This is a genomic window from Bradyrhizobium sp. MI1.4, assembly GCF_055811315.1.
In genome coordinates this window covers 177,665-200,806 of record NZ_JBVVPP010000010.1, presented here as the reverse complement: position 1 = coordinate 200,806, position 23,142 = coordinate 177,665, and the positions used below count along the sequence as shown (strand labels likewise).

The 23,142-nt window shown below is 64.5% G+C and carries 29 protein-coding genes; 8 read left to right on the top strand and 21 right to left on the bottom strand.

Annotation, left to right across the window (positions count from 1 at the left end; genetic code table 11):
• Positions 1 to 3: 3 nt before the first annotated feature.
• The 3 genes from AC0L23_RS14940 to AC0L23_RS14930 form a co-directional block, all read right to left on the bottom strand.
• Entirely contained in the window at positions 4 to 1,137 is a 1,134-nt protein-coding gene (locus tag AC0L23_RS14940) for a glycosyltransferase family 2 protein (RefSeq protein WP_026232986.1), read from the bottom strand.
• Positions 1,138 to 1,396: 259 nt separating this feature from the next.
• Positions 1,397 to 1,600 (bottom strand): hypothetical protein, encoded by a 204-nt coding sequence (locus AC0L23_RS14935; RefSeq protein WP_026232985.1) that lies wholly within the window; start codon positions 1,598 to 1,600, stop codon positions 1,397 to 1,399.
• 89 nt (positions 1,601 to 1,689) lie between these two features.
• Entirely contained in the window at positions 1,690 to 2,070 is a 381-nt protein-coding gene (locus AC0L23_RS14930; protein ID WP_085351074.1) for a hypothetical protein, read from the bottom strand.
• A 116-nt stretch (positions 2,071 to 2,186) separates the two neighbouring features.
• Here AC0L23_RS14930 and AC0L23_RS14925 point away from each other — a divergent pair, with 116 nt between their 5' ends.
• Both AC0L23_RS14925 and AC0L23_RS14920 read left to right on the top strand, forming a co-directional pair.
• Positions 2,187 to 3,008: a DUF72 domain-containing protein gene (locus AC0L23_RS14925; protein WP_247409366.1), complete on the top strand. Its 822-nt coding sequence runs from the start codon at positions 2,187 to 2,189 to the stop codon at positions 3,006 to 3,008.
• A gap of 22 nt (positions 3,009 to 3,030) precedes the next feature.
• Positions 3,031 to 3,492: a DUF488 domain-containing protein gene (locus tag AC0L23_RS14920; protein ID WP_247409367.1), complete on the top strand. Its 462-nt coding sequence runs from the start codon at positions 3,031 to 3,033 to the stop codon at positions 3,490 to 3,492.
• Between the two features lie 149 nt (positions 3,493 to 3,641).
• On the opposite strand, the gene AC0L23_RS14915 is transcribed toward AC0L23_RS14920, so the two are convergent.
• The 7 genes from AC0L23_RS14915 to AC0L23_RS14885 all read right to left on the bottom strand — a co-directional run bounded on the left by AC0L23_RS14915 (position 3,642) and on the right by AC0L23_RS14885 (position 10,274).
• Positions 3,642 to 4,556 carry a PhzF family phenazine biosynthesis protein gene (locus tag AC0L23_RS14915; RefSeq protein ID WP_247409368.1) on the bottom strand — a complete coding sequence of 305 codons (915 nt, stop codon included), beginning with the start codon at positions 4,554 to 4,556 and terminating at the stop codon, positions 3,642 to 3,644.
• 122 nt (positions 4,557 to 4,678) lie between these two features.
• The gene (locus tag AC0L23_RS14910) at positions 4,679 to 4,987 is read right to left on the bottom strand and encodes an amidohydrolase family protein (RefSeq protein WP_240550529.1); all 309 of its coding nucleotides are present in this window, start codon (positions 4,985 to 4,987) and stop codon (positions 4,679 to 4,681) included.
• 381 nt (positions 4,988 to 5,368) lie between these two features.
• Complete coding sequence (locus tag AC0L23_RS14905) at positions 5,369 to 6,676, bottom strand: adenylate/guanylate cyclase domain-containing protein (protein WP_085351070.1); 1,308 nt, start codon at positions 6,674 to 6,676, stop codon at positions 5,369 to 5,371.
• A 31-nt stretch (positions 6,677 to 6,707) separates the two neighbouring features.
• Positions 6,708 to 7,871 (bottom strand): ABC transporter permease, encoded by a 1,164-nt coding sequence (locus AC0L23_RS14900; RefSeq protein WP_018455596.1) that lies wholly within the window; start codon positions 7,869 to 7,871, stop codon positions 6,708 to 6,710.
• A complete protein-coding gene (locus AC0L23_RS14895; protein WP_247337367.1) occupies positions 7,868 to 8,797 on the bottom strand; it encodes an ABC transporter ATP-binding protein in 930 nt (309 codons plus the stop codon). The genes AC0L23_RS14900 and AC0L23_RS14895 overlap by 4 nt, the downstream gene beginning before the upstream one ends.
• The gene (locus AC0L23_RS14890) at positions 8,794 to 9,582 is read right to left on the bottom strand and encodes an HlyD family secretion protein (protein WP_085351069.1); all 789 of its coding nucleotides are present in this window, start codon (positions 9,580 to 9,582) and stop codon (positions 8,794 to 8,796) included. The genes AC0L23_RS14895 and AC0L23_RS14890 overlap by 4 nt, the downstream gene beginning before the upstream one ends.
• On the bottom strand, positions 9,579 to 10,274 hold the full coding sequence (locus AC0L23_RS14885; protein WP_085351068.1) for a TetR/AcrR family transcriptional regulator: 696 nt from the start codon (positions 10,272 to 10,274) through the stop codon (positions 9,579 to 9,581). Before AC0L23_RS14885 ends, AC0L23_RS14890 begins: the two co-directional genes overlap by 4 nt.
• Positions 10,275 to 10,382: 108 nt before the next feature.
• Between AC0L23_RS14885 and AC0L23_RS14880 the strand changes: the two genes are divergently transcribed.
• From AC0L23_RS14880 to AC0L23_RS14870, 3 genes are read left to right on the top strand one after another with little or no spacing between them, the layout of a single operon-like run.
• Positions 10,383 to 10,718 carry an ArsR/SmtB family transcription factor gene (locus tag AC0L23_RS14880; protein WP_085361698.1) on the top strand — a complete coding sequence of 112 codons (336 nt, stop codon included), beginning with the start codon at positions 10,383 to 10,385 and terminating at the stop codon, positions 10,716 to 10,718.
• Complete coding sequence (locus tag AC0L23_RS14875) at positions 10,715 to 11,179, top strand: SRPBCC family protein (protein WP_085351066.1); 465 nt, start codon at positions 10,715 to 10,717, stop codon at positions 11,177 to 11,179. Before AC0L23_RS14880 ends, AC0L23_RS14875 begins: the two co-directional genes overlap by 4 nt.
• Before the next feature lie 11 nt (positions 11,180 to 11,190).
• A complete protein-coding gene (locus AC0L23_RS14870) occupies positions 11,191 to 11,604 on the top strand; it encodes a GFA family protein (protein WP_018455590.1) in 414 nt (137 codons plus the stop codon).
• 43 nt (positions 11,605 to 11,647) lie between these two features.
• Here the strand turns inward: AC0L23_RS14870 and AC0L23_RS14865 are convergent, their stop codons facing one another.
• The 10 genes from AC0L23_RS14865 to AC0L23_RS14820 form a co-directional block, all read right to left on the bottom strand.
• Positions 11,648 to 12,058 carry a DUF2000 family protein gene (locus tag AC0L23_RS14865; protein ID WP_018455589.1) on the bottom strand — a complete coding sequence of 137 codons (411 nt, stop codon included), beginning with the start codon at positions 12,056 to 12,058 and terminating at the stop codon, positions 11,648 to 11,650.
• Positions 12,059 to 12,121: 63 nt separating this feature from the next.
• Positions 12,122 to 12,511, bottom strand: a complete 390-nt coding sequence (locus AC0L23_RS14860) for a DUF4189 domain-containing protein (protein WP_018455588.1) — start codon at positions 12,509 to 12,511, stop codon at positions 12,122 to 12,124.
• A gap of 194 nt (positions 12,512 to 12,705) precedes the next feature.
• Positions 12,706 to 14,310, bottom strand: a complete 1,605-nt coding sequence (locus AC0L23_RS14855) for an NTP transferase domain-containing protein (RefSeq protein WP_473357078.1) — start codon at positions 14,308 to 14,310, stop codon at positions 12,706 to 12,708.
• Positions 14,307 to 15,008 carry an XdhC family protein gene (locus AC0L23_RS14850; RefSeq protein ID WP_018455586.1) on the bottom strand — a complete coding sequence of 234 codons (702 nt, stop codon included), beginning with the start codon at positions 15,006 to 15,008 and terminating at the stop codon, positions 14,307 to 14,309. Before AC0L23_RS14850 ends, AC0L23_RS14855 begins: the two co-directional genes overlap by 4 nt.
• Positions 15,009 to 15,010: 2 nt before the next feature.
• Entirely contained in the window at positions 15,011 to 15,334 is a 324-nt protein-coding gene (locus AC0L23_RS14845; RefSeq protein ID WP_007602422.1) for an XdhC family protein, read from the bottom strand.
• A gap of 9 nt (positions 15,335 to 15,343) precedes the next feature.
• Positions 15,344 to 16,546, bottom strand: a complete 1,203-nt coding sequence (locus AC0L23_RS14840; protein WP_026232980.1) for a vWA domain-containing protein — start codon at positions 16,544 to 16,546, stop codon at positions 15,344 to 15,346.
• A gap of 132 nt (positions 16,547 to 16,678) precedes the next feature.
• Entirely contained in the window at positions 16,679 to 17,614 is a 936-nt protein-coding gene (locus tag AC0L23_RS14835; RefSeq protein WP_026232979.1) for an AAA family ATPase, read from the bottom strand.
• Positions 17,615 to 17,676: 62 nt separating this feature from the next.
• Positions 17,677 to 18,483: an FAD binding domain-containing protein gene (locus AC0L23_RS14830; protein ID WP_473357077.1), complete on the bottom strand. Its 807-nt coding sequence runs from the start codon at positions 18,481 to 18,483 to the stop codon at positions 17,677 to 17,679.
• 33 nt (positions 18,484 to 18,516) lie between these two features.
• On the bottom strand, positions 18,517 to 19,002 hold the full coding sequence (locus AC0L23_RS14825) for a (2Fe-2S)-binding protein (protein WP_007602418.1): 486 nt from the start codon (positions 19,000 to 19,002) through the stop codon (positions 18,517 to 18,519).
• A 164-nt stretch (positions 19,003 to 19,166) separates the two neighbouring features.
• Entirely contained in the window at positions 19,167 to 19,613 is a 447-nt protein-coding gene (locus AC0L23_RS14820; RefSeq protein WP_018455582.1) for an SRPBCC family protein, read from the bottom strand.
• A 184-nt stretch (positions 19,614 to 19,797) separates the two neighbouring features.
• Here AC0L23_RS14820 and AC0L23_RS14815 point away from each other — a divergent pair, with 184 nt between their 5' ends.
• The 3 genes from AC0L23_RS14815 (at position 19,798) to AC0L23_RS14805 (ending at position 22,472) form a co-directional block, all read left to right on the top strand.
• Positions 19,798 to 21,153, top strand: a complete 1,356-nt coding sequence (locus AC0L23_RS14815; RefSeq protein WP_368507659.1) for a 3-carboxy-cis,cis-muconate cycloisomerase — start codon at positions 19,798 to 19,800, stop codon at positions 21,151 to 21,153.
• A gap of 36 nt (positions 21,154 to 21,189) precedes the next feature.
• Entirely contained in the window at positions 21,190 to 21,972 is a 783-nt protein-coding gene (gene pcaD, locus AC0L23_RS14810) for a 3-oxoadipate enol-lactonase (protein WP_018455580.1), read from the top strand.
• Between the two features lie 107 nt (positions 21,973 to 22,079).
• A complete protein-coding gene (locus AC0L23_RS14805; RefSeq protein WP_473357076.1) occupies positions 22,080 to 22,472 on the top strand; it encodes a carboxymuconolactone decarboxylase family protein in 393 nt (130 codons plus the stop codon).
• Here AC0L23_RS14805 and AC0L23_RS14800 read toward each other — a convergent pair.
• Positions 22,434 to 22,970, bottom strand: coding sequence for a hypothetical protein (locus AC0L23_RS14800; RefSeq protein WP_018455578.1), 537 nt, complete (start codon positions 22,968 to 22,970; stop codon positions 22,434 to 22,436). The two genes, AC0L23_RS14805 and AC0L23_RS14800, sit on opposite strands and share 39 nt — an antisense overlap.
• Positions 22,971 to 23,142 lie beyond the last annotated feature (172 nt).

The window sequence follows — 23,142 nt, the reverse complement described above, 5'->3', positions numbered from 1 at the left end:
GAGCTATTTCTTGCGCCAGACGAACAGTCCGGACATCGCGTAGTTCCACACCACGCCCATCAGCGCCCCGGCCGCACCCGCAAGCCACCAGATCGGCTCCTGGTCGTAGACCGAGAAGGCGACGCCGACATTGGCGAGCAGGCCGACGCTGCACACGATGTAGAACGCGATCAGGCCGCGCAGCAGTGCAAAGCCCTTCAGCCGCTGGTCGCGGTAGGTGAGGAAGTTGTTGAGGACGAAATTGCTGGTCATTGCGACGATGGCGCCGGAGGCCTGCGCTTCCGCGAACGGCTCCTTGAACAGCTCGAGCGATATGAACAGGGTGGTGAGATGCACCACGAGGCCGATCCCGCCGACCATCGCGAACAGCAGGAAGCGTAACGAGACAGCATCGTTGGTGAACTTCGCCAGAACGAGGCCGAGAAAATCCAGCGCGACCATGGAATCGAGCTTGCTTTCGCCGTGCTGGCGCTCGCCGAACGTGTAGGGAATTTCGATGGCGCGCAAGGTGCCGTTAGCGCTTGCGACGAGGTCGAGCAGGATCTTGAAGCCGTGCACGGAAAGTTTCGGCGCGAGCTGCTCGAAGCGGTCGCGGCGAACCATGAAGAAGCCGCTCATGGGATCGGCGATCTCGACCCGCAGCGCTTTCCTGGCGAGTTCCGTTGCCAGCGCGCTGGCGCCGGCGCGCTGCTTGTTGAAGCCTTCGCTCTTGTAGCCCTCGATGTAGCGGCTGCCGACCACGAGTTCGGCCTGCCCGCTCGCGAGCAGCGACAGCATCTTCGGCAGTTGCGTCTCGTCGTGCTGGAGGTCGGCGTCGATCACGGCCGCATAGGGCGCGCTGGAGGCCAGGATGCCCTCGATGCAGGCCCCCGACAGGCCGCGGCGGCCGATACGGCGGACACAGCGCACGCGGCTATCGCGCTGGGCCAGCGCGCGCACGACGTCCCAGGTGCCATCAGGCGAATTATCGTCGACGAACACGACCTCCCAGGCGATGCCGGCCAGCACTGTCTCCAGCCGCCGGTACAGCACCGTGACATTGTCGCGTTCGTTGAAAGTCGGGACGACGACCGACAATTCGGGCGCCGGCGAAGCCGCCCGTGGGTTATCGGAGCCCGGTCTGATCGCTTGATTCATGACGGCAGCGTATATCCGCCGCGTCCTGTGCTGCCAAGAACTTGCGCCAGCAAGCCGGGGTTTCTCTGGGGAGCGGCCCAAAAAGGGGTCCCAAAATGCCAACGACCCCGGAACGGCGGGCGGCGCGTACATCCGGCGCAGCCTGGGCTATTCCAAGGTCGTTCCAGCGCCGGAGTTTTTCGCTCAACGTCGCCGTTAGAAGCTAAATGGGAACGGCAACGCCGCTTTACAAGGGGCGAAAGAGGCCTTTTTCACGCCCTTATTGGTTCGGGACTTCCTTGATCACCGGCCCTCGCGGCACGGGCGCGGCAGGAGCCGCCGGCGCCGCAGCCCCGGCCGGCTCGGCCTTCGCAGGCTTGGGCGGCTTGCCGTACTGGCCGATCGGCCCAAAGACGACGGCGACCGCAAGCACAATCGCCGCGACGATCGCGCCCAAAATGCCCCCCACCGACTCAGACGACATGGAAACCCATCCCTGTTCCAGATGCGCCCAGTGATACCATGGATGAGCGCGCTGCCGGAAGGGCTTGCCGGACGCACCGGTTCAATGGGCTATTTCTGCGGCGGCTTGTGCTTGACGAAGGCCGTCACGATGTCCTTCTGCGCCGCCTCCACCGCCCTGTTCGCGGTCGCGAGATGGGCGCCGGCATCAATATCCGGATATTGCGTGGTGAGATAATCGAGCAGTGCCACCCGGTAGTATTGTCGCTCCGACGGACAGGCTCCGGCGACGGAGCGGCCAAAATCCTGTTCCGACAGGCCCTGATTGCCGACGCGCGAATATTCCCGCGCCAGGCAATGCCAATAATCGTCGCGGCCCTGCGTGGCGAGCTTCTGCGCACCCTTGGCATCGTCATCGTCGGCCATAACTGAAGATATCATGGCAGCAGATGTCATCATGACGAGCGCCGCTCCCACCATCAGCATCCGCATCTTGTTCTCCTTTTTTCGCAGATCCTATCGCGAGCTTAGACGGGACGTCGCAACTGGCCAATCACAACTGGTTTGATTAGGATGGAGGCCCTCCTCCCCGCATCCGAGATCCTCCCGTGGCCAAAGCAAAAACCGCGTCCAAAAAATCCGGCAACATCTTCATCGGCATCGGCGGCTGGACCTTCGAGCCATGGCGCGGGGTGTTCTATCCGGAGAAGCTCACGCAAGCCAAGGAGCTGTCCTACGCCGCCTCGAAGCTGACCTCGATCGAGATCAACGGCACCTATTACGGCTCGCAGAAACCGGAGAGCTTTCGCAAATGGGCGAGCGAGGTGCCTGATGGTTTCGTGTTCTCGGTGAAGGGGCCGCGCTTCGCCACCAACCGGCGCGTGCTGGCCGAGGCCGGGGATTCCATCAAGCGTTTCTATGATTCCGGCGTGCTGGAACTCGGCGATCATCTTGGGCCAGTGCTGTGGCAGTTTGCGCCGACCAAAAAATTCGACGGCGCCGATTTCGGAAAATTCCTCGAGCTGTTGCCGCGCAAGCTCGAGGGACGCGCGCTGCGCCACGTCGTCGAGGTCCGTCACGACAGTTTCTGCACGTCGGATTTCGTCGCGCTGATCCGCGAATTCGAGACGCCCGTCGTGTTCGCCGAGCACGGCAAATATCCGGCCATCGCCGACGTCGCCGGCGATTTCGTCTATGCGCGACTGCAGAAGGGCAATGACGAGATCAAGACCTGCTATCCGCCGAAGCAGCTCGATGCCTGGGCCAAGCGCTTTCAGAACTGGGCCGAGGGAAGCGAACCCGACGACCTGCCGAAGGTCGACAAGGCCAAGCCGAAGAAGGAGCCGCGCGACGTGTTCGCCTATGTCATCCACGAGGGCAAGGTGCGCGCGCCAGCCGGCGCGATGGAACTGATCGCACGGGTGAGCTGAGGTATTTCGCTAAAGGTGTCTCATGGCAAAGGCAAAAAAGCTCTTCACCATCGGCTATGAGCAGACGCCGCCGAAGGCAGTGCTCGACGAGCTGGAGCAATCCGGCGTCAAGCTCGTCGTCGACGTGCGCGCGGTGACGTCATCGCGCCGGCCCGGCTTTTCCAAGAGGCAGCTCGCCGCAGACCTCGATGAACGCGGCATCGCCTATGTCCATCTGGCAGCGCTCGGCACGCCCAAGGAAGGCCGCCTCGCCGCCCGCAGCGGGCAATACGATGTACTGGAGAAGGTTTTCTCAAAGCACCTGAAGACGCCGGAGGCCCGGGAGCAGATGGACGAACTCTCGGCACTAGTAAAGAAAGCCGGTCCCGTCTGCCTGCTTTGCTACGAGCGCGACCACACCCATTGCCACCGCCAGATGATCGCGGAGATCATCGAGGAGCGCGATGGGGTGACGGTGAAGAATTTGGCGGGACGGCAGGCCTGAACGACTCTCTCCGTCATGGCCGGGCCTGTCCCGGCCATCCACGCCTTGCCACACAGCACGAAGAACGTGGATGCCCGAGCCTTCGCGTCGCCGAAGCGGCTTCGGCCGCGCAGGCGGGACAAGCCCGGGCATGACGATGGAATAGAGAGCTAACCCTCCCCATCAAGCCTCAACGTCCCTTCCATCATCTGCACGCAGCTGCCGCCGACATGGGCGGAGACGATCTTGCCGTCCTGCTTGCGCACGCGCGTCTGCAGGACGCTGGGCCGGCCCATGTCAAAGCCCTGGCCGACCGTGAGCCTCAACTCGCCGTCGCGCCTGGGATCGAGATCGGCGAACAGCGCGGCGGCTGCGACGGTTGCGCTGCCGGTCGCGGGATCCTCGGTGAGGCCGCTGGCGCCGCGCATGAACATGCGCGCCTGGCGCTCACATGGCGCCTCCGCTGCGGGCACGTCACGGGTATAAAACCACACCGAGCGGGCGCCATCGCGTGGCAATATCTTGCCATAGGCCGCGGCATCCGGCCGGGCCCGCTTCAGCGCCTCGCGCGAATGCAGCTCCAGCACGAGAAACGCGTTTCCGACGGTGACGACGTGCGCTGCGTGGTTGTCGGTCTTGATGTCATCCGCGCCGAGCGAGATGCAACTCGCGGCTTCAGCAGGTGACAGTGGCGCATACCGCGCCAGCGGCTGCGGCGCGGTCAGCTCCGTTCTGACCACCCGGCCCTGCTCCCGCACGATCTCGACCGGCACGAGCCCCGCCTTCTCCTCGAACAGCAGGCGAGGTTTCGGCTCCTTCGCCAGCGACGCCAGCACGAAGGCTGTGCCGACATTGGGATGACCGGCAAAGGCGATCTCCAACACCGGCGTGAAGATGCGCACTTCGGCGTCGTTGGCCTTATCGCGCGGCGGCAGTACGAAGGTCGTCTCCGAATAGTTGAACTCGGTCGCGATCGCCTGCATCTGCTGCGTGGAGAGCCCGCCGGCATCCAGCACCACGGCGAGCTGGTTGCCGCCGAAGGCGCGGTCGGTGAACACGTCGACGGTGATGTAGCGGCGCTGCATCTTCGCTTCCTCTTCACGCAAGCGCAGCCTCGGTCGGCTGCATCGCCGGCACTCTACAAGCCGGCGACATCGCCCGTCATGCCCCAAAATAGAGTGCAATCGGAGCAATCGCGGAAGACGGATCAAAAGCGGCAGAGCGAACGTGGCGATGCGAGCACTTGCGCGCGTTCACTCTGATCGACGATCAGCCCATCGATAAATCGCCGGTTCTTCGCGTAGCTTTGCGCCTTCTCGAACTGCGTGTGCGGCCAGTCGCTGCCCCAGAGCAGTCGATCGAGGCCGTACGCGTTGCGCAGCAGCGGGTAGGCCGTCTTCGCAAAATCTTCGCCGGCCGCGCCGTTGCGATACGGCGCCGAATCTACTCGGCCTCCAGCGCGAGATCCCGCGCAGTCCGCCATCAGCGTTCGCGACGCCGGGCTGGCGGACTTCACCGGCCCGGCTTCGTCTCTGCCGCGAGTTAGTACGCGGACGCCGTGTTGGGCAGGCAAGGCGGCTGTGCGTAAGGCGCAGAGGCATACGCGCCTGCTGCCGGAGCCCTGACGCAGTCGGCCGCCACGTGAGTTGCGGCGCGACGCGGCACGCTGTCCCGCGCCGATGCGGCCTGGCTTTGGGTGACAGCGGCGATCAGGGCGGCTGCAACAAGGATCGATCGAGTCATTGGCTTTCTCCGGGTAACAAAGGGAAGCTGAGATTTTCGGCTTCCACCGTGCAAGACCCAAAAGCTACCAAGGATATTTCATCACGCGCCTTCAACGAAACGCGAGCCGCTTCAACGAAACGCGACTCACAAGTGAAGGCGCAGGCGGCGGCCCTCACCCCAGTTGAAACACCGCCACCTTCTGCTCATAGCCGCGCACCTCGACCTCCCCAAGCGACACCGCATCGTCGCCGTCCTCGCCCAGCGCCTCGCGGACCGCCGCCGAGATCAAGAGCTGCGAGCCGAACTCCTTGTTCAGCGCCTCCAGCCGGGAGGCGAAGTTCACGGTGTCTCCGATCACCGTGTATTCCTTGCGCCGGGGCGAGCCGATATTGCCGGCGACGACCTCGCCGAAATGGATGCCGATTCCGATTCTGAGCGGCCAGCTCGTCTGCGCGTTGATGCGCGCCATCGCGGTCAGCATCTCGCGGCCCGCGGCGACCGCGCGGTGCGCGGCGTCGGAGGTCTCCAGCGGCGCGCCGAACAGGGCCAGAAAGCCGTCGCCCAAAAACTTGTTCACGATGCCCCCCTCGCGGTCGAGAATGTCGACCAGGACGGCGAAGGCGCCGTCGAGCCGGTCGACCACCTCCTGCGGCGTGCGCGACTGCGCGCCGGCGGTGAAGCCGCGGAAATCGACGAACATCACGGCGACGCGGCGGAGGTCGCCGGCGACGCTCGTCCCCGCCGCCATCAGCCGCTCCACCACCTGTGGCGACACGTGCTGACCGAACAGGTTGGTCACCCGGTCGCGCGCGGTCGCTGCGGCAATGCTTGCGGCGAACTGGCGGCGGAGCTGCGCACCGACCGCGCCTGCAAGCACGCCGCAGATCAGGATGATGGTGCTTCGCACCGCGTGGAAATAGATCTGCGGCTCGCCGCTCCCGCTGGCGGGATCGAAGATCAGCGCCACAGCGAGCAACTCACCCGCAGCGACGAAGCCGGTGAAGGTGGACAGCCAGAAGTCGAGCCGCAGGGTCGAGAGGATGACGAAAATGAAATAGATCAGCGGCACGACGAAGCCGAGCGCCTGGCTCGCGCCCATGCTGCGGATCTGCAGGATCAGGATGACGGTCGGCAGCGAGGTCTCGATCAGCGCGCCGATATAGCGCCGGATCACCGGCAGATCGCGGTCGAGCTTGAGGTTTCGCCTGATCTGGCTGTGGACCCAGACCTCGAACAGGATGAAGCCGGTCAGGAGACCATAGACCTCGGCAAGCCCCTCCGTGCCCCGCCAGACCCGCTGCACCACGGAGGAATTGACGAGGTAGATCGCGGTGAGGAACACGACGATGACGCAGCCCGTCGTGATCAGCGCCCTCACTCGCACGAGCTCGGTGCGCAGCACCTCGCGCGTCAGCTCGCGCTCGAAGTCTTCGGACATCACGGCATGCTGCCGGGCCTTCCTGCTCGCAAAACTGACCATTCCGCCCCCTTGATTCCAGGGGCATCTTGCCTCAATCCAGCGTGCGGCGGAAGCGCGTCACGGCGATGGTCATGGCGAGCAGCATCAGGACCGCCAGCGCCAACGCGTCGAAACGCAAATTTTGCATGCTCGCACCCTTCAGCATGATGGCGCGGACGATGCGCAAATAATGCGTCAGCGGCAGGCACTCACCGACATATTGCGCCCAGGCCGGCATCCCGGCGAACGGGAACATGAATCCGGACAGCAAGATGCTCGGCAGGAAGAACATCATCGACATCTGCATCGCCTGGAGCTGGTTTTGCACCAGCGTCGAGATCGTGTACCCGATCGCCAGATTGGTCGTGATGAAGAGCGTCGAGAGCAGCGCCAGCAGGAACAGATTTCCGAGCACCGGCACGCCAAACAGGCCGACCCCGATGCCAATGATGAGGAACGCCTGCACGAACCCGACCAGCACGTAGGGAATGATCTTGCCGAACATCACCTCGACCGGCTTGATCGGCATCGACAGCAGGCTCTCCATCGTGCCGCGCTCGACCTCGCGCGTGACCGAGAGCGCGGTGAAGATCAGCATGGTCATGGTCAGGATGGTGCCGACGAGGCCCGGCACGATGTTGAGGCTCGACGCGGCGGCGGGGTTGTAGCGGGCGTGCGCGCGGATCTCGAACGGCATCTCCGGGGGATCTCCGATGTAGAGATCGTGCTTGAGTGCGGTCTGCACGACCATGCCGAGCGAGCCGATCGCCGCGCTCGCCGCCACTGGATCGGTGGCGTCAGCCGCGACCAGCAGCGCCGGCTTATCGCCGCGCCGCACTGCCCGCTCGAAGCCGCGCGGGATCTCGACGCCGAACAGAACCTTGCCGGATTTCAGGAGATTGTCGAAATCTTCGACGTCGTGGACTTCGTAGAGAAAGCGGAAATAGGCGGTGTTCTCCAGCGCCTTCAGGATCGAGCGTGCGAGATCGGAATCCTCCTGAAGCAGCACCGCGCTCGGCAGATTGTGCGGCGTGGTATTGATGGCATAGCCGAACAAGAGCAGCTGCATCACAGGCAGCATCACGATCATCGCAAATGACACGCGGTCGCGCTTGAGCTGGATGAACTCCTTGATCAGCATCGCATAGGAGCGCCTCCAGAAGCCGAAGCGCTCCCGGATCGCGTGCTGGGGTTCAGGATGATCGACCGCGCTCATTGGAAATTGTCCTTGGAACGGCTCATCAATTCGATAAACACGTCTTCCAGTGACGGCGATGATTTGTGCCAATGCAGTCCGCTTTTTTCGCGCCACGGCGCGATGCGGGCCTCGAGCGCGGCGACGTCGCGGCCGGAGACGTGCAGCGACGTGCCGAACGGCGCCACCATGTCGATTCCCGGCTTGCCGGTGAGCGCAGCCGTGAGCTCGTTCAGGTCCTCGCCCGTCACGGTGTAGGTCGTCAACGCGGATTTCGCGATCACCTCGTCCACGGTGCCATGCACGAGCAGATGGCCATAGGCGATATAAGCAATCTCGTGACAGCGCTCGGCCTCGTCCATGTAGTGGGTCGAGACCAGCACGGTGAGACCGTCGGCCGCGAGTGCATGAATCTCGTTCCAGAAATCGCGCCGCGCTTTGGGATCGACGCCGGCGGTCGGCTCGTCGAGCAGCAGCAGTTTCGGACTGGGCAATGTGCAGGCACCTAGCGCCAACCGCTGCTTCCAGCCGCCGGAGAGTTCGCCCGCGAGCTGTTCCTCGCGCCCCGAGAGCCCGATCCGCTTGATCATGTCGCGCGCGGCGCCGCGGGCGTCGGCAAGGCCATAGAGCCGCGCGACGAATTCGAGATTCTCGCGCACCGACAGGTCCTGATACAGGCTGAACCGCTGGGTCATGTAGCCGACCTGGCGCTTGATCTTTTCGGCGTCCTTCAGGATGTCGTAGCCGAGGCAGGTGCCCTCGCCGCTGTCGGGTGTGAGCAGGCCGCAGAGGATGCGGATGGTCGTCGTCTTGCCGGAGCCGTTCGGCCCGAGGAAGCCGTAGATCGAGCCGCGTTTCACCTGCATCGACAGATCGTGCACGACCTCCCGGCCGCCGAACGACTTGGTCAGGCCCTTGACGTCGATCGCGATGCCATTGCCGCTCATCGTTTGTCCGCCACCGGAGTTTTTGGATTGAGATAGACGTCGATCGGCTGTCCGACGCGCAAGGCGTCGGGACGCGAAGGCCGCGCCTGGATCAGATAGACGAGCTTGTTGCGCTCCTCGAGGCTGTAAATGACAGGCGGCGTGTATTCGGCCGAGGTTGCGATGAAATAGATCTTTGCGGTGAGATCGGCGGCGCAATTGTCGCACGCGATCCGCACCGTATCGCCGATCGCAAGCTTCGGCAGCTCGGTCTCCGGCACGAAGAAGCGCAGCTTCATGTTGCCGGGGGGCATGATCGAGAGCACCGGCCGCTGCGCCGCCACCATCTCGCCCTCGCGAAAATAGATCTGCTGGATGGTACCGGCGACCGGCGCAAAGCCCTTGCGCCGCGCCATCCGCGTCTCCGAGGTCGCCACCCGTGCCTCGGCGACGCGCAAGGCGGAGACCGCCGAGTCGAGATTGGCCTGCGTGCCCGAGCCGGTCTTGCTCAGCGAAGCCGCGCGATCGTAGGTTTGCTGCGCATTCGCCAGCGTCGCCTTGTTCTGATTGAGATCGGCAAGCTGGAGATCGTCGTCGACGGAATAGAGGTGATCGCCGACCTTGACCTGATCGCCCTCGCGGACATTGAGCTTCGTCACGCGACCCGCCTCGTCTGGGCTAACGAAGATCATGTCAGCCTCGACCCAGCCCTGGAAGCCGGGATCACGCTTGTCCTTACAACCGGCAAGCCCGGTCGCGAGGACCGCGATCAATGCGAGTACAGAAATTGCTTGCGACGGCCTCATGTCGTGCTCCGTTCGCCAAAAATCAAATCGAGATGAACGCGCAGCATGTCCTGCGCGTCGAGCGGCGCGTGCCGCGCAAACAGGCTCTGCCAGATCACCGCGATCATCGCGGGTGCGACCAGGATCTGCGGATAGTGCGCCAGGTTCTTCTGGCGGATCTCGCCGCGGGCGATGCCGAGCTCGATCAGGGCGCGCATGGCGGAGATGCCGCGCGAGACGACCTCGCGGTAGTAGAAGTCGGCCACGGAGGGAAACCGCGGCCCCTCGGCCACGATCAGGCGCACGAGATCGCCGCGCCTGGTGCCGATGACCTCCTTCAGGAAGTTACTCGCAAACGCCTCGACCAGATCGCGCACCGAGCCCGCCGGTGGCGGCAATGCCGTCAACCGGGTCACGACAGGCACGATCACCGTCCGGACCAGCTCCTCGAACATCGATTCCTTGTCCTTGAAGTGCAGGTAGATGGTGCCCTTGGCGACACCCGCACGCTTCGCGATGTCGTCGAGCCGCGTCGCGGCAAAGCCCCGCGCGATGAATTCCTCCATCGCGGCATCCACGATCGCCGCGCGCCGCTCCGCCGCGCGCGTGGCACGGCTCGACGCGGGCACCGCGTCCTCGCCAGCGTGTGAATTGGCCTTCGCGTTCGCGCGAGCTGCGGGCGGCGTGGCGGCTTTGGCGGGTTTCCTGGTCATCTATCTGATATGACTGACCAGTCAGTCATAGTCAAGACAGCGCTGCGGACCCAATCTGGTCCACAAATTAGTATTGACTAATTCATTAGCGACGGCTAATCTAATTCTATGATCGAAGCCGCCCCAAATCCCGTTACCACCGTCATGCGCGCCCTCGCGGACCCGACGCGACGCGCCGTCTTCGAACGCGTGTTCGAGAGCACGGAGATCAGCGTCGCTGAACTCACGCGGGGAAGTGGCGTGACGCAAGGCGCGATCTCGCAACATTTGAAGTCCCTCAAGCAGGCCGGCCTCGTCGCCGAGCGTGCCGAGGGCCGCAACGTCTATTACCGTGCCGCGCCGCAAGGCCTGGAACCGCTGGTCTCCTGGATGGACCATTACGGCGTGTTCTGGCGCGAGCGCTTCCAGAACCTGCGTGACCTCTTGAAGGAGATCGAGCCGTGAGTGCTGTTGAATTGAAAGCCGAGACAAAAGACATCGTCATCGACGAGGTGCTCCCTCATGCGCCGGAGACGATCTGGAAGGCGCTGACCAGCGCCCAGCTGATCGCGCGCTGGCTGATGCCGCCGACCGGTTTCGAGGCCGTCGAAGGCAACACTTTCACCTACCAGACCACGCCGGGCGGCGCATGGGATGGTGTCATCCATTGCCGGGTCCTGGAAGTCATGCCGAACCGCCGCCTCGTCTACGCCTGGAAGGGCGGCGATGAGCGCAACATTGGCTACGGCGCGCCGCTCGACACCGTCGTGACGTGGTCCCTCACCCCGGTCGAGGACGGCACGCGGATCCGTCTGGTTCATGCGGGCTTCGTCTTGCCCAGGAACGAATCGGCCTACACGGGCATGAGCGGCGGCTGGAAGAAAGTCGTCCGCCAGCTCGACGAGATCAGCGGCGAAGACAAGTAAGGAGTAATCGCATGACCAAGCCCTATACCGGCGGCTGCGCCTGCGGCGCGATCCGCTATTCGATTGCCGGTGAGCCGCTGTTCAGCAATCACTGCCAGTGCCGGGACTGCCAGCGCGAAAGCGGCAGCGCCCACGGCTCGTACATGACATTCGCACGCGACGGCGTCACGGTGACGGGCGAGGCAAAGCATTGGGACATGGTCGCCAACAGCGGCAACGTGAAGACGCGCGGTTTCTGCACACAGTGCGGCGTGCCTGTGTACATGACCTTCGCGGCACAGCCCGACGTCTTCACGATCCGCGCCGCAAGCCTCGACGAGCCCGCCCGCTACAAGCCGCAGGCGGTCACTTTCGCCGCGCGCGGACATCACTGGGATCGTCTTGACCCTGACCTGCCCAAATTCGCGGGCATGCCGCCGGGGTGAGGCATCGCAGGTGGAAGCGCGCGCAAGACCGCGCGCGTTCACGTCAACTATGAAACTTCAACCCGTCGACGATCTTGTCGATCACCTTGCGCTCCGCGCGCATCGCGAGACCGACGAGATTGAGATCGGTGCGCGCCACTGCCCTCACCACCTCGCGGTTGGCGGCATCATGAGTGGTCTTGAACATGTCCTCGGTATAGACCGCCGGCTTGACGTTGCGCGTCAGGGCCCGATCGAGCGCGCGCGTCAATGCGGGACCGTCGGCGCCATAGATCAGGATCGGCTGACCGATCAGCGCGTGATATTTCGTGCCCGACGCGTCCTCATAGGGCTCGCCGATGCATTCCGGAAAGGCCGCGGCGATGCCGCTGGTGAGGAAGGCCGCGACGTTGAGCTTCTGCCAGGCTTGAAGATCGGTACGAATCACGATGGCGATCTTGGTATCGAACTGCATGCAACTCCCCGACTGTCATTCCGGATTCGATGCTACGCACGATCGGAATGACTGCAACAGGAATCAACCCTTGGCGTCGCAGGCCCAGGCGCGGATCACGCATTCCTTGCCGCCGTATTTGTAGCATTCGCGCGTGGCGGCATTGAGCGTGGTCGAGATCTTCGGCTTGACGGCATAGCCATAGGCGCCGCAGGGATTGGAAAGATCGACCGACATCGCGGCGCAGGCGCGCTTCATCGTCACGGTCGTGCAATCGCCCTTGCACTGCTTCTGCGCCGCCGCACGGGCTTCGTGCTCGGCGCCATAATCAAAGGCCTGGCCGTAAGCGCCGCACTTGCCGACCGCAAATGCACCGGCGGCATGCGCATCCGTGATATGGCGAGCGCCCGCGATGCAGACGGACAGCGCAAAGAAAAACATCGCGCAACGGCGCGCGACGACGTTCGAAGCCATGGAAAAACCCCTCCCCCCAAGGCAGGTGAAGGTGACTGTAAGCGGCGGTTGTTTCCAGATGGTGAACGGGGCGTTGAATTGAGGCCTGGGCGGCGCGGTAGGTGGGCAAAGCGAAGCGTGCCTACCAATTAAACACGACGGTGTCGAGGGATGGTGGGCACGGCGCTGCGCGCCTTTGCCTACCCTACGAACCGCTATCCCCGCCGTGCCGCTTCCAGCGCCTGCGGCGTATCGATGTCGAGGAAGGCGCTCTCGCCGTCGACCGGCACTTCGGCGACCGCCTCGGTGTGCTTCGCGATCAGATGGCGCGCGCCGACATCGCCGTCGAGCGTCATCAACTCCCCGAAGAATCGGCGCGACCACAGCACGGGGTTGCCGCGGCGGCCTTCGCTGACGGGCACGACGATGAGATTGCCGCGGTCCGGTGCGAACGCGTCGATGAGACAGTCGATCAGGCCGGCGTCGATCAGCGGCATGTCGCCGAGGCAGACCACGGCGCCGTCGGACGTCTCGGGAACGGCCGCGATGCCCGCCTTGACCGAGCTTGCGATGCCGCCGGCAAAATCCGGATTTTTGACGAAACGCACCTTCAGGCCCTGCAAGGCTTGTTCGATCAGCTCGGTCTGATGGCCGGTGACGACGATCACCTCGGACGCCTTGGAGGCCAGCGCCTGCTCGGTCGCTATTCGCACCAGCTTCTTGCCATCGAGCTCGGCCAGTAGCTTGTTCGGCCCACCCATCCGGGTCGAGCGGCCTGCTGCGAGCACGATGACCGCGACCTGGTTGTTGCCCTCGATCTCCGGTTTTGCGCGCGGCTGCGGGCGCGTGACGATCTCCATCAGGAGGCCGCCAACACCCATGCCCATCAGCTCGGACCGCGTCACCTTGATGCCCGCGAGCAGCCGCATCAGCACCCAGTCAAAGCCGTTCTCGACCGGCGAGCGCGCGCAGCCGGGCGCGCCCAGCACCGGCACGGCGCCGGCCCGGGCGATCAGCAGCAGGTTGCCGGGGTCGACCGGCATGCCGAAATGCTCGATCTCGCCGCCGATGCTGGTGACGGCCGCAGGGATCACGTCGCGGCGGTCCGCGATCGCGGAGGCACCGAACACGATCACGAGCTCGGCGCCGAGCCCGAGCAATTCCTTGATCGCAGCCGAAAGCGCCTGCTCTTCATGCGGGACCCGCCGCTCGGCGATGATGCCGGCGCCGGCCGGCGCCAGCCGCTCGGCGGTGACGCGCAACGTCTTGTCGATCACCTTGGAGGACAGGCCGGGCAGCAGCGTCGAGACCACGCCGACGCGCTTGATGACGTAAGGCGCGATCTTCAGCACGTCGCGACCCGCGGCCTTCACCGCGGCATCACGCAACTTTCCTTTGACACCGAACGGGATGATCTTGACGGTGCCGACCATCTCGCCCTCGACCACCGGCTTGAAGGCGGAGAGCGTCGCAAATGTGATGGCCTCGTCGACATTGTTGATGCGGTCGACCGCGGCGCGATCGATCACCAGCACGCCTGGCTGCGCGGCGAACAGATTGGCCCGGCCGGTGAAGGCGCGCTCGACATGGATGCCCTCGCCGCCGACGGCGAGCGCGATGCTGGCGGCAGCGATGTCCTCGGAGACATCGTCCTCCTCCATCCGCACCACCACGACGTCCTTGATGCCAGCGCGCTCCAGCGCCTCGACCTCGGCCGGGCCGATCGTCGTGCCCTTTTTCAGCACCAGCGGTCCCTGGCGCAGGGTGTGGACGGTCACCCCGCCGATCGCATCCCTGGGACTCGCCGGGCCGAACTTCATGCGGCTTCTTCTTTTTCTTTGGGCGGCAGGCGAAGCACCGCCGTGATCTCGGCCATGATCGAGACCGCGATCTCGGACGGCGAGACCGCGCCGATCGCAAGCCCGATCGGCGCGTGGATGCGCGCGATGTCAGCCTCCTTGGCGCCTTGCGCCCGCAGCCGGTCGCCGCGCTTGGCGTGCGTCTTCCGCGATCCGAGCGCGCCGATATAGAAGCAGTTGCGCTCGAAGGCGTGCAGCAGCGCGGGATCGTCGATCTTGGGATCGTGCGTTACCGCGACGAAGGCCGTGTAGGCGTCGACGTTGAGCAGCGGCAGCGCCGTGTCGGGCCATTCCGCGACCAGTGGAACGTCGGGGAAGCGCTCGGGGCTCGCAAAGGCCGTGCGCGGATCGACCACGGTGACGTCGTAGCCGAGCGAGCGCGCCAGCGGTGCCAGGGCCTGGCTGATATGGACGGCGCCGACGATGACGAGCTTTGCGGTCGGCGCATAGACGTTGAGGAAAAGCTTCTTGCCGCCGGCTTCGACGCTGGCGCTTTTGCCCATGCGAAGCTGCTTGTCGAGCTCGGCGCCTAATGGATCCTTGGCAAAATCCTTGGCCTTCACCAGGCGCTGCTCACCACTCTCGGTGTCGGTGACCAAAATCACCGCGCGGCGCGCGGCGCGCTCGGTATTGAGTTCGTGCAGGATCTCGAGCTTCACGGCTAGCCGACTTTCTCGACGAAGACGCGAATGGTGCCGCCGCAGGACAGCCCGACATTCCAGGCAGTCTCGTCGGCAACCCCAAACTCCAGCATCCTGGGCTTGCCGCTCTGGATCACATCCATGGCCTCCGTGACCACGGCGCCCTCGACGCAGCCGCCGGAGACGGACCCCAGGAACGTGCCCTCGTCGTTGATGACTAGGCTCGAGCCCGCCGGACGCGGTGCCGAGCCCCAGGTCTCGACCACGGTGGCGAGCGCGACGCCACGGCCGGCCTTCTGCCAGTCCTCCGCCGCCTTCAGAATATCCTCGTCGCGATCGAGCATGGCTACCTCTCAGGCTGCGGAGCGGATCAAGCTGCGGTGATGCGGCGGCAGCGGCCGGGAGAGCGTGGTGATCAGCTCCTGGATCGAGCTCAAATTATGTACCGGACGGAATTCGTCAACGTGCGGCAGCATCATTTTGATGCCCTGGGCCTTGGCCTCGAAGCCGCCAAACCGCAGCAGCGGGTTGAGCCAGATCAGCCGCCGGCAGGAACGGTGCAGCCGGTCCATCTCGAAGGCGAGCTTGGAATCGGCTTCCCGCTCCAGCCCGTCGGAGATCAGCAGCACGATGGCGCCCTGGCTCAGCACGCGCCGCGCCCACAATTTGTTGAAATTGTGCAGGGAGGCCGATATCCGCGTGCCGCCGGCCCAGTCCTCGACCGAGGCCGAGCAGCTCGCCAGCGCCTCGTCGGGGTCCCGCTGCCGCAGCGCCCGGGTCACGTTGGTGAGGCGAGTGCCGAACAGGAACACCGAGACACGTTTTCGCGCGTCCCCTATGGCATGCAGGAAATGCAGGAACAGGCGGGTGTACTCGCTCATCGAACCCGAGATGTCGAGCAGCGCGACGATCGGCGCCGGTTTCTCGATCCGCCCGAGGCGATGGATGTCGATGATGTCGCCACCGGTGCGCAAGGACGCGCGTAAGGTGCGGCGCAAATCGAGACGAAGCCCGCGCGCATCAGGCCGGTGCCGGCGCGTCAATAGCTCGGCCTGCGGCAGCCGCATCCGCTCGACAGCGCGGAGCGCTTCGGTGATCTCAGCCGCGCTCATCTGAGCGAAATCCTTCTTCTGAAGGATTTCCTTGTCGGAGACCGACAGGCGCAAATCCTGCTCCTGGTGCTGCGGCGTCTCCGTCATGCGAGGCTGCGACATCGCCTCCTGGACGCGGCGGGAGCCTGCCTGCGGCTTCTTCTTGGCCTGCTCCGGCAACGGCACCGAATCCAGCATGTGCTTCCACTCTTCCGACGCCCGGAAGAACAGGTTGAAGGCCTGTTTGAAGATCAGCGCATGTTCATGGCGCTTGACGAAGATCGCCTCCAGCGTGGTGAAGACGTCGGCGCGGTTGCCGATGTCGATCACCTCAAGCGCGCTCATGGCATCGATGACCGCACCCGGCCCGACCGGCATGCCGGCCGAACGCAGCGCGCGGGCGAAGCCCACGATGTTGTCGGCGAACTGCTCGGTCTGCTCAGGCGCAAGGTGGTTGATGGCCATGGTCTTTCCTCGCTCCGTCATTCCGGGGCGTCGCGAAGCGACGAACCCGGAATCCAGAGATTGTGGCGCGAGATTCTCAGGTGCGCAATTGCGCACCAGAGTTCACGCTCCCGCGCGCCCCGGAATGACAAGTTACTCGCTCGTCGCGTCCTTCAGCACCTTCTGCAAGGTGTCGCCCTGCATCCGCGTGATGTCGTCCTGGTATTTGAGCAGCGCGCCCAGCGTGTCGCCGACCACTTGCGGGGTCAGCGAGCGGGCGTCGAGCTCCGACAGCGCAGTGGCCCAGTCGATGGTCTCGGCAACGCCCGGCGATTTGTAGAAATCCTGATTGCGCAGCGCCTGGACGAAGCGCACGACCTGCTGCGACAGTTTCGCGGAGATGCCCGGCACGCGCGACTTGACGATCGCGAGCTCACGATCGGCATCGGGATAATCGACCCAGTGATAGAGACAGCGCCGCTTCAGCGCGTCGTGGATTTCGCGGGTGCGGTTGGAGGTGATGATCACGATCGGCGGATGCGGCGCCTTCACGGTGCCGAATTCGGGAATCGTCACCTGGAAGTCGCTGAGGATTTCGAGCAGATACGCCTCGAACGCCTCGTCGGCGCGGTCGAGCTCGTCGATCAAGAGCACCGGCGGTCCCGCAACGTCGGGCTCCAGCGCCTGCAGCAGCGGCCGCTTGATCATGTAGCGGTCGGCGAAGATATCGGAGGAGAGCTGATCGCGATCGGTGTCGCCGGCGGCTTCCGCCATCCGGATCGCGATCATCTGCGCGGCGCTATTCCATTCGTAGACCGCCGAGGAAACGTCGAGGCCTTCGTAACACTGCAGGCGGATCAGCTTCCGCCCCAAGGCCGCCGACAGCACTTTTGCGATCTCGGTCTTGCCGACGCCGGCTTCGCCTTCCAGAAACAGCGGCCGGCCCATGCGCAGCGACAGATAGGTCACCGTGGCCAGCGATCGCTCGGCGAGATAGCCGCGCGACGTCAGGAGTTCGAGCATCGAATCGACCGATGCCGGCAATACAACTGAAGTATTGGCACCGGACGTATTGGCCGCTGAGGTCATGAAAAAGCCAGTCTCGCTACGCCCTCACCGGGGACAAGTTTGGGCCGAGGCGTGAGGATCACTCACTCCTTGGCGTTGGCGGCGTCGAGGGCGCGCCGCGTCAGCACGCCGATAAGATGCGCGCGGTATTCGGCGCTGCCATGGATGTCGCTGTTGAGGCCGTCCCCGGGCACCTCGATGCCGTCAAGCGCCTTCGCGGCGAAGCGCTTCTTCAAAGCTTCCTCGAATGCGGTGACACGGAACACGCCTTCGGAGCCGGCGCCGGTGACCGCGACCCGCACGTCGGAGGGACGCCGCGCCACGAACACGCCGACCAGCGCGTAACGCGAGGCCTGGTTGCGGAACTTGATATAGGCCGCCTTCTTCGGCAGCGGGAACATCACCTTGGTGATGATCTCGTCGGCTTCGAGCGCCGTCGTGAACAGGCCCTGGAAAAACTCCTCCGCCTTGAGGCGGCGCTTGTTGGTGACGATGGTGGCGCCGAGCGCAAGCACGGCAGCCGGATAGTCCGCTGTCGGGTCGTTGTTGGCGAGCGAGCCGCCGATCGTGCCCTTGTGGCGCACGGCGGGATCGCCGATCTGGCCGGCCAGGTTCGCGAGCGCCGGGATCGCCTCGCCGACGATGGCGGAGCTTGCGACTTCGGCATGCCTGGCGGTGGCACCGATCACGAGCGCGCGGCCCTTCATCTCGATCGTGTTGAGCCCATCGATATGGGAGAGGTCGACCAGATGCGGCGGACTGGCGAGGCGCTGCTTCATGACGGGAATCAGCGTGTGGCCGCCGGCGATCACCTTGGCATCTTCGTTCTTCACCAGGAGGTTGGCGGCCTGCCGAACGGTCCCGGGGCGATGGTATTTGAAATCGTACATCTGAATGTCCTGATCGCAGAGTGCGCGCGAGGTTTACGCGAGATCGGATTTCGCCATCGCCTTGGCGCCGGCGGAGATCGAGGTGACGATGTTCTGGTAGCCGGTGCAGCGGCAGAGATTGCCTTCCAGCTCCTCGCGGATGGTGTGGTCGTCGAGCTCGTTGCCCTTGCGATGGACGATGTCGATCGCGGTCATGATCATGCCGGGCGTGCAGAAGCCGCACTGCAGGCCATGGTGTTCGCGGAAGGCCTCCTGCATCGGATGCAGCGGCGCGCCGTCGGCGGCCAGGCCCTCGATCGTCTTGACCTCGTGGCCATCGGCCATCACGGCGAGCGTGGTGCAGGACTTCACGGCCTTGCCGTCCAGATGCACGACGCAAGCGCCGCACTGCGAGGTGTCGCAGCCGACATGGGTGCCGGTGAGCCGCAGATTCTCGCGCAGGAACTGCACCAGCAGGGTGCGGGGATCGACATTGGCCGTGACAGGATTGCCGTTCACGATGAGGGAGATTTTTGCCATAAACACTCTCTATCAGCGCCCCGACGGGTCCCGTCGAAGCGGTTCTTATAATTATTCCAACCCATCATATGGGCCATTATGCCCCGGGGCAACATCACCGGGAATGCAAGGCGCCATGACAAAACGCGATATGCCGAAAGGCGCAATGCTCGAGGTATTGGCCTTCAGCCCTGTACCGCCTTGGCGAAGTTCGCGAAAAATTCGTCTGCCAGTTTCTTGGCGGCGCCGTTGATCAGACGCTGGCCGAGCTGCGCCAACTTGCCGCCGATCTGCGCCTCGACCTCGTAAGACAAAAGCGTGCCGCCGTCCTTCTCCGCAAGCTTGACCACGGCGCCACCCTTGGCAAAGCCGGCCACCCCGCCCTCGCCTTCGCCGGAGATCTTGTAGCCGTTCGGCGGGTCGAGATCGGACAGCGTGACCTTGCCCTTGAAGCGCGCCGACACCGGACCGACCTTCATTTTCGCCGTCGCGCGAAAGCCGCCATCGTCGGTCTTCTCCAGCTCCTCGCAGCCGGGGATGCAGGCCTTCAGCACCTCGGCATCGTTGAGCTTGGCCCACACGGCCTCGCGCGGCGCCGCAAGCTGGACTTCGCCGTTCATCGTCATGGCCATTGGGTGCCTCCCGGGATACCGAACTTGGATCGCGCAACTATAATGCAGCTCAAGTACCGCACGGAGGCGGCAAAAGAAAGGGTGGCCCTCGGTCACGTGCAATGCATATTCGCAACTGCAAAAAGCTTGCGCCGCCGGTTTGGGATTGGCACAGGCGGGTCATGGTGGTTAGGTCCCGCACAATATGAGCACATCCCTCTCCCCCCTGCTCGCGCCGATGCTGTCGAGCGTGGCCATGCGCGCGGTCTGCGACGACCGGTCGACCCTTCAGAATATGCTCGATTTCGAGGCAGCCCTCGCCCGAGCCGAGGCGGCCACGGGTGTGATTCCCGCGTCCGCGGTGGGCCCGATCGAAGCCGCGTGCAAGGCCGATACCTTTGACATGGCTGCGCTGGCCGAGGCCGCGACTCGATCCGGCAATCTCGCGATCCCCCTGGTCAAGACTCTGACCGCCAATGTCGGCAAGGGCGACGCCGAGGCCGCACGCTACGTGCATTGGGGCGCGACCAGCCAGGACGTCATCGACAGCGCGACCATGCTCACGCTTCGCGCCGGCATCGATGCATTGGACGCCGATCTCAGCCGCGCCATCAAGGGCTTTGCCGCACTTGCGCGCAGTCATCGCAACACGGCAATGGTGGCGCGAACCTGGCTCCAGCACGCCCTGCCGATGCCGTTCGGACTGAAGGCCGCCGAATATGCCGCAAGCCTTGCCCGCGCCCGCTGCCGCCTCAGGCGGCTGCGCCGCGAGGGCCTCGCACTGCAATTCGGCGGCGCGGCCGGCACGCTTGCGGCACTTGGCGACAAGGGGCTCGTCGTTTCAGAACGGCTGGCGCAGGAGCTGAACCTGCCATTGCCAGAAGCCCCCTGGCACACCCACCGTGACCGCATCGCGGAAGCCGCATCAGCCTTCGCGATTCTCGCCGGAAGCTGCGGCAAGATCGCGCGCGACGTCTCGCTGCTGATGCAGACCGACGTCGCAGAGGCGTTCGAGCCCGCCGGGGAAGGCCGCGGCGGCTCCTCGACCATGCCGCACAAGCGCAACCCGGTCGCAGCCGCAAGCGCGCTCGGCTGCGCGACCATGGCGCCTCAGCTCGCAGCGACGATTTTTGCCGCACAGGTGCAGGACCACGAACGCAGCGCCGGTCCCTGGCACGCGGAATGGCCGACGCTGCCGCAATTGATGCTGGTCACCTCCGGCGCGCTTGCCGCCATCGTCGACATCGCCGAGGGTCTCGATGTCGATGCCGCGCGCATGCGCAGCAATCTCGATGCGACGCACGGGCTGATCATGGCGGAAGCGGTTACCTTTGCGCTGGCCGAGACGATGGGCAAGAGCGATGCGCATCATCTGATCGAGGCCGCGAGCAAGCGCGCGGTCGCCGAGAAGAAGCATCTGCGCGAGGTGCTCGCAGCCGATTCGCATGTCACTGCGCATCTTTCGCCGGAAAAAATTGCGGCGTTGCTCGAGCCGATGGCCTATCAAGGCGCTTCCCAAGCCCTGATCGATCGCCTGCTCGACAGCCTCGAACGCGAATAAAGCAGTCCTGCGCGCAAATAAAACGGAGACGCCCGCATGCCCATGATTGATGCCGACGGTTGCCTGATCAACGTCTCCGTCGAGGGCCGCGACGGCGGGCCGACGCTGATGCTCTCGAACTCGCTCGGCTGCACGCTGCAGATGTGGGAGCCGCAGATGAAGGCACTGACGCAGATATTCCGCGTCATCCGCTACGACCGCCGCGGCCACGGCAAGTCCAACGTTCCGCCCGGCCCCTACACCATGGAGCGCTTCGGCCGCGACGTGCTCGCCATCCTGGACGACCTCAATATCGAAAAAGTGCACTGGTGCGGCCTGTCGATGGGCGGCATGGTTGGGCAATGGCTCGGCGCGAACGCGCCGGAGCGCTTCGGTAAGCTCATCCTCGCCAACACCTCCTGCTACTACGCCGAGCCGACCAAATGGCTCGAGCGCATTGACGCGGTGAAGAAGGGCGGCATCGCCGCCGTCGCCGACGCCGTTATCGCCGGCTGGCTCACCCAGGATTTCCGCGAGCGCGCGCCCGACATCACCGCCAGGATGAAGGAGATGCTGCTGGCCTCGCCGCTCGAAGGCTATCTCGCCTGCTGCGAAGCGCTGTCGACGCTCGACCAGCGCGCGTTGCTGCCGAACATCAAGAACCCGACACTGGTGATCGCCGGCCGCCACGACATGGCGACGCCTATTTCGGCGGGTGAATTGATCCGCTCAAGCATTCCCGGCGCGAGCATGACCATCATTGACGCCGCCCACATTTCCAATGTCGAGCAGCCGCACGCATTCACGGACGCGGTCGTGGGCTTTTTGACGCAACGCTAGCCACGACCGTCGTTGGGAGCACAGCGATGCAACCAGAAATCCGTCTGCCGTGAGAGACTGGATTGCTTCGTCGCTTCGCTCCTCGCAATGACGAAGGAGGAAACAGCATGGACGACCAGAAACGCCGCGATGCCGGTATGAACGTGCGCCGAAAAATGCTGGGCAATGCCTGGGTCGACAAGTCGATCGCGGGTCGCAATGCATTCAACACCGATTTCCAGGACATGATCACGCGCTACGCCTGGGGCGAGATCTGGACGCGGCCGCATTTCGACGAGCGCACGCGGCGGGTGCTGGTGATCGGCACCATGGTTGCGCTTGGGCAATGGGATGAATTCCGCCTGCATGTGCGCGCGGCCCTCGCTGAGGGTGGCTTCACGCCCAACGACATCAAGGAAATCCTGCTGCAGCAGGCGATCTATTGCGGCGTGCCGGCGGCGAACCACGCCGTCAAGGAAGCCTCAGCGATTGTGCAGGAGCTCGGCCTGCTCAAGACCTAGCGGCGGGGTGGCCTCGACGGGCTTCTGAACGATCTTGGGCGCCGCCGCGGGCCGCTCGATCACCACCACGATGGCGGCACCGAGCAAGAGCAGAAGTTCGGTGGCGTGCAGCCGCAGCGCGGCCATCTCGCCGACCTTCGAGGCCATGATCATGCTCGCAAACGAGATCAGGCTGCCGATCGCAAGCGCAATGCCGAGCGCTTCGTCGCTGCCGCCGTTCTTGCGGATACGGGGGATGCAGAGCAGCGCAAGGTAGATCGCAAAGAACGCCACCACCGTTAAGCGCCCCAGCGCCAGCAGCCAGGCGGCGCGCACCGTGTCCATCCCAGCCATCTGGAGATGGTCGCTGAGGAAAAGAGCGACTGCGACGCTCGGCCGCTCATAGAGGCCGTGCACCGGCGCCACCATGATGTTGAAGGCAACGAGGGTCCAGGTCGGGATGAAATAGGCCGCCAGAAGTGCGCCGTTGACCGAACCGATCCGCCAGTTTCCGAACATGCCGCTTCCCGCTTCGTTTGGCCCGCGCCTTCGATGAAAGGCTCTGCCGGGAGCTAACTCGCATCAGACTGTGGCGGCAATTTAAACCCTTTGTTTACCTTAACTGCCTCCCGACAGGCATCCGATGGCGCTGGCGGAGCCGGTTCCGCCCATTGCGGGGGAACCGGAGCGC

Bases quoted from the DNA above. Each gene is read 5' to 3' on its own strand.
- AC0L23_RS14825 (WP_007602418.1), bottom strand. From the start codon at position 19,002: ATGGCAAAAATCTCCCTCATCGTGAACGGCAATCCTGTCACGGCCAAT.
- AC0L23_RS14870 (WP_018455590.1), top strand. From the start codon at position 11,191: ATGACCAAGCCCTATACCGGCGGCTGCGCCTGCGGCGCGATCCGCTAT.
- AC0L23_RS14930 (WP_085351074.1), bottom strand. From the start codon at position 2,070: ATGCGGATGCTGATGGTGGGAGCGGCGCTCGTCATGATGACATCTGCT.
- AC0L23_RS14940 (WP_026232986.1), bottom strand. From the start codon at position 1,137: ATGAATCAAGCGATCAGACCGGGCTCCGATAACCCACGGGCGGCTTCG.
- AC0L23_RS14815 (WP_368507659.1), top strand. From the start codon at position 19,798: ATGAGCACATCCCTCTCCCCCCTGCTCGCGCCGATGCTGTCGAGCGTG.
- AC0L23_RS14805 (WP_473357076.1), top strand. From the start codon at position 22,080: ATGGACGACCAGAAACGCCGCGATGCCGGTATGAACGTGCGCCGAAAA.
- AC0L23_RS14845 (WP_007602422.1), bottom strand. From the start codon at position 15,334: ATGCTCGATCGCGACGAGGATATTCTGAAGGCGGCGGAGGACTGGCAG.
- AC0L23_RS14860 (WP_018455588.1), bottom strand. From the start codon at position 12,511: ATGGCTTCGAACGTCGTCGCGCGCCGTTGCGCGATGTTTTTCTTTGCG.
- AC0L23_RS14920 (WP_247409367.1), top strand. From the start codon at position 3,031: ATGGCAAAGGCAAAAAAGCTCTTCACCATCGGCTATGAGCAGACGCCG.
- AC0L23_RS14900 (WP_018455596.1), bottom strand. From the start codon at position 7,871: ATGAGCGCGGTCGATCATCCTGAACCCCAGCACGCGATCCGGGAGCGC.
- AC0L23_RS14830 (WP_473357077.1), bottom strand. From the start codon at position 18,483: ATGTACGATTTCAAATACCATCGCCCCGGGACCGTTCGGCAGGCCGCC.
- AC0L23_RS14835 (WP_026232979.1), bottom strand. From the start codon at position 17,614: ATGACCTCAGCGGCCAATACGTCCGGTGCCAATACTTCAGTTGTATTG.
- AC0L23_RS14840 (WP_026232980.1), bottom strand. From the start codon at position 16,546: ATGGCCATCAACCACCTTGCGCCTGAGCAGACCGAGCAGTTCGCCGAC.
- AC0L23_RS14915 (WP_247409368.1), bottom strand. From the start codon at position 4,556: ATGCAGCGCCGCTACATCACCGTCGACGTGTTCACCGACCGCGCCTTC.
- AC0L23_RS14890 (WP_085351069.1), bottom strand. From the start codon at position 9,582: ATGAGGCCGTCGCAAGCAATTTCTGTACTCGCATTGATCGCGGTCCTC.
- AC0L23_RS14895 (WP_247337367.1), bottom strand. From the start codon at position 8,797: ATGAGCGGCAATGGCATCGCGATCGACGTCAAGGGCCTGACCAAGTCG.
- AC0L23_RS14885 (WP_085351068.1), bottom strand. From the start codon at position 10,274: ATGACCAGGAAACCCGCCAAAGCCGCCACGCCGCCCGCAGCTCGCGCG.
- AC0L23_RS14880 (WP_085361698.1), top strand. From the start codon at position 10,383: ATGATCGAAGCCGCCCCAAATCCCGTTACCACCGTCATGCGCGCCCTC.
- AC0L23_RS14935 (WP_026232985.1), bottom strand. From the start codon at position 1,600: ATGTCGTCTGAGTCGGTGGGGGGCATTTTGGGCGCGATCGTCGCGGCG.
- AC0L23_RS14855 (WP_473357078.1), bottom strand. From the start codon at position 14,310: ATGAAGTTCGGCCCGGCGAGTCCCAGGGATGCGATCGGCGGGGTGACC.
- AC0L23_RS14865 (WP_018455589.1), bottom strand. From the start codon at position 12,058: ATGCAGTTCGATACCAAGATCGCCATCGTGATTCGTACCGATCTTCAA.
- AC0L23_RS14800 (WP_018455578.1), bottom strand. From the start codon at position 22,970: ATGTTCGGAAACTGGCGGATCGGTTCGGTCAACGGCGCACTTCTGGCG.
- pcaD (WP_018455580.1), top strand. From the start codon at position 21,190: ATGCCCATGATTGATGCCGACGGTTGCCTGATCAACGTCTCCGTCGAG.
- AC0L23_RS14905 (WP_085351070.1), bottom strand. From the start codon at position 6,676: ATGGTCAGTTTTGCGAGCAGGAAGGCCCGGCAGCATGCCGTGATGTCC.
- AC0L23_RS14820 (WP_018455582.1), bottom strand. From the start codon at position 19,613: ATGGCCATGACGATGAACGGCGAAGTCCAGCTTGCGGCGCCGCGCGAG.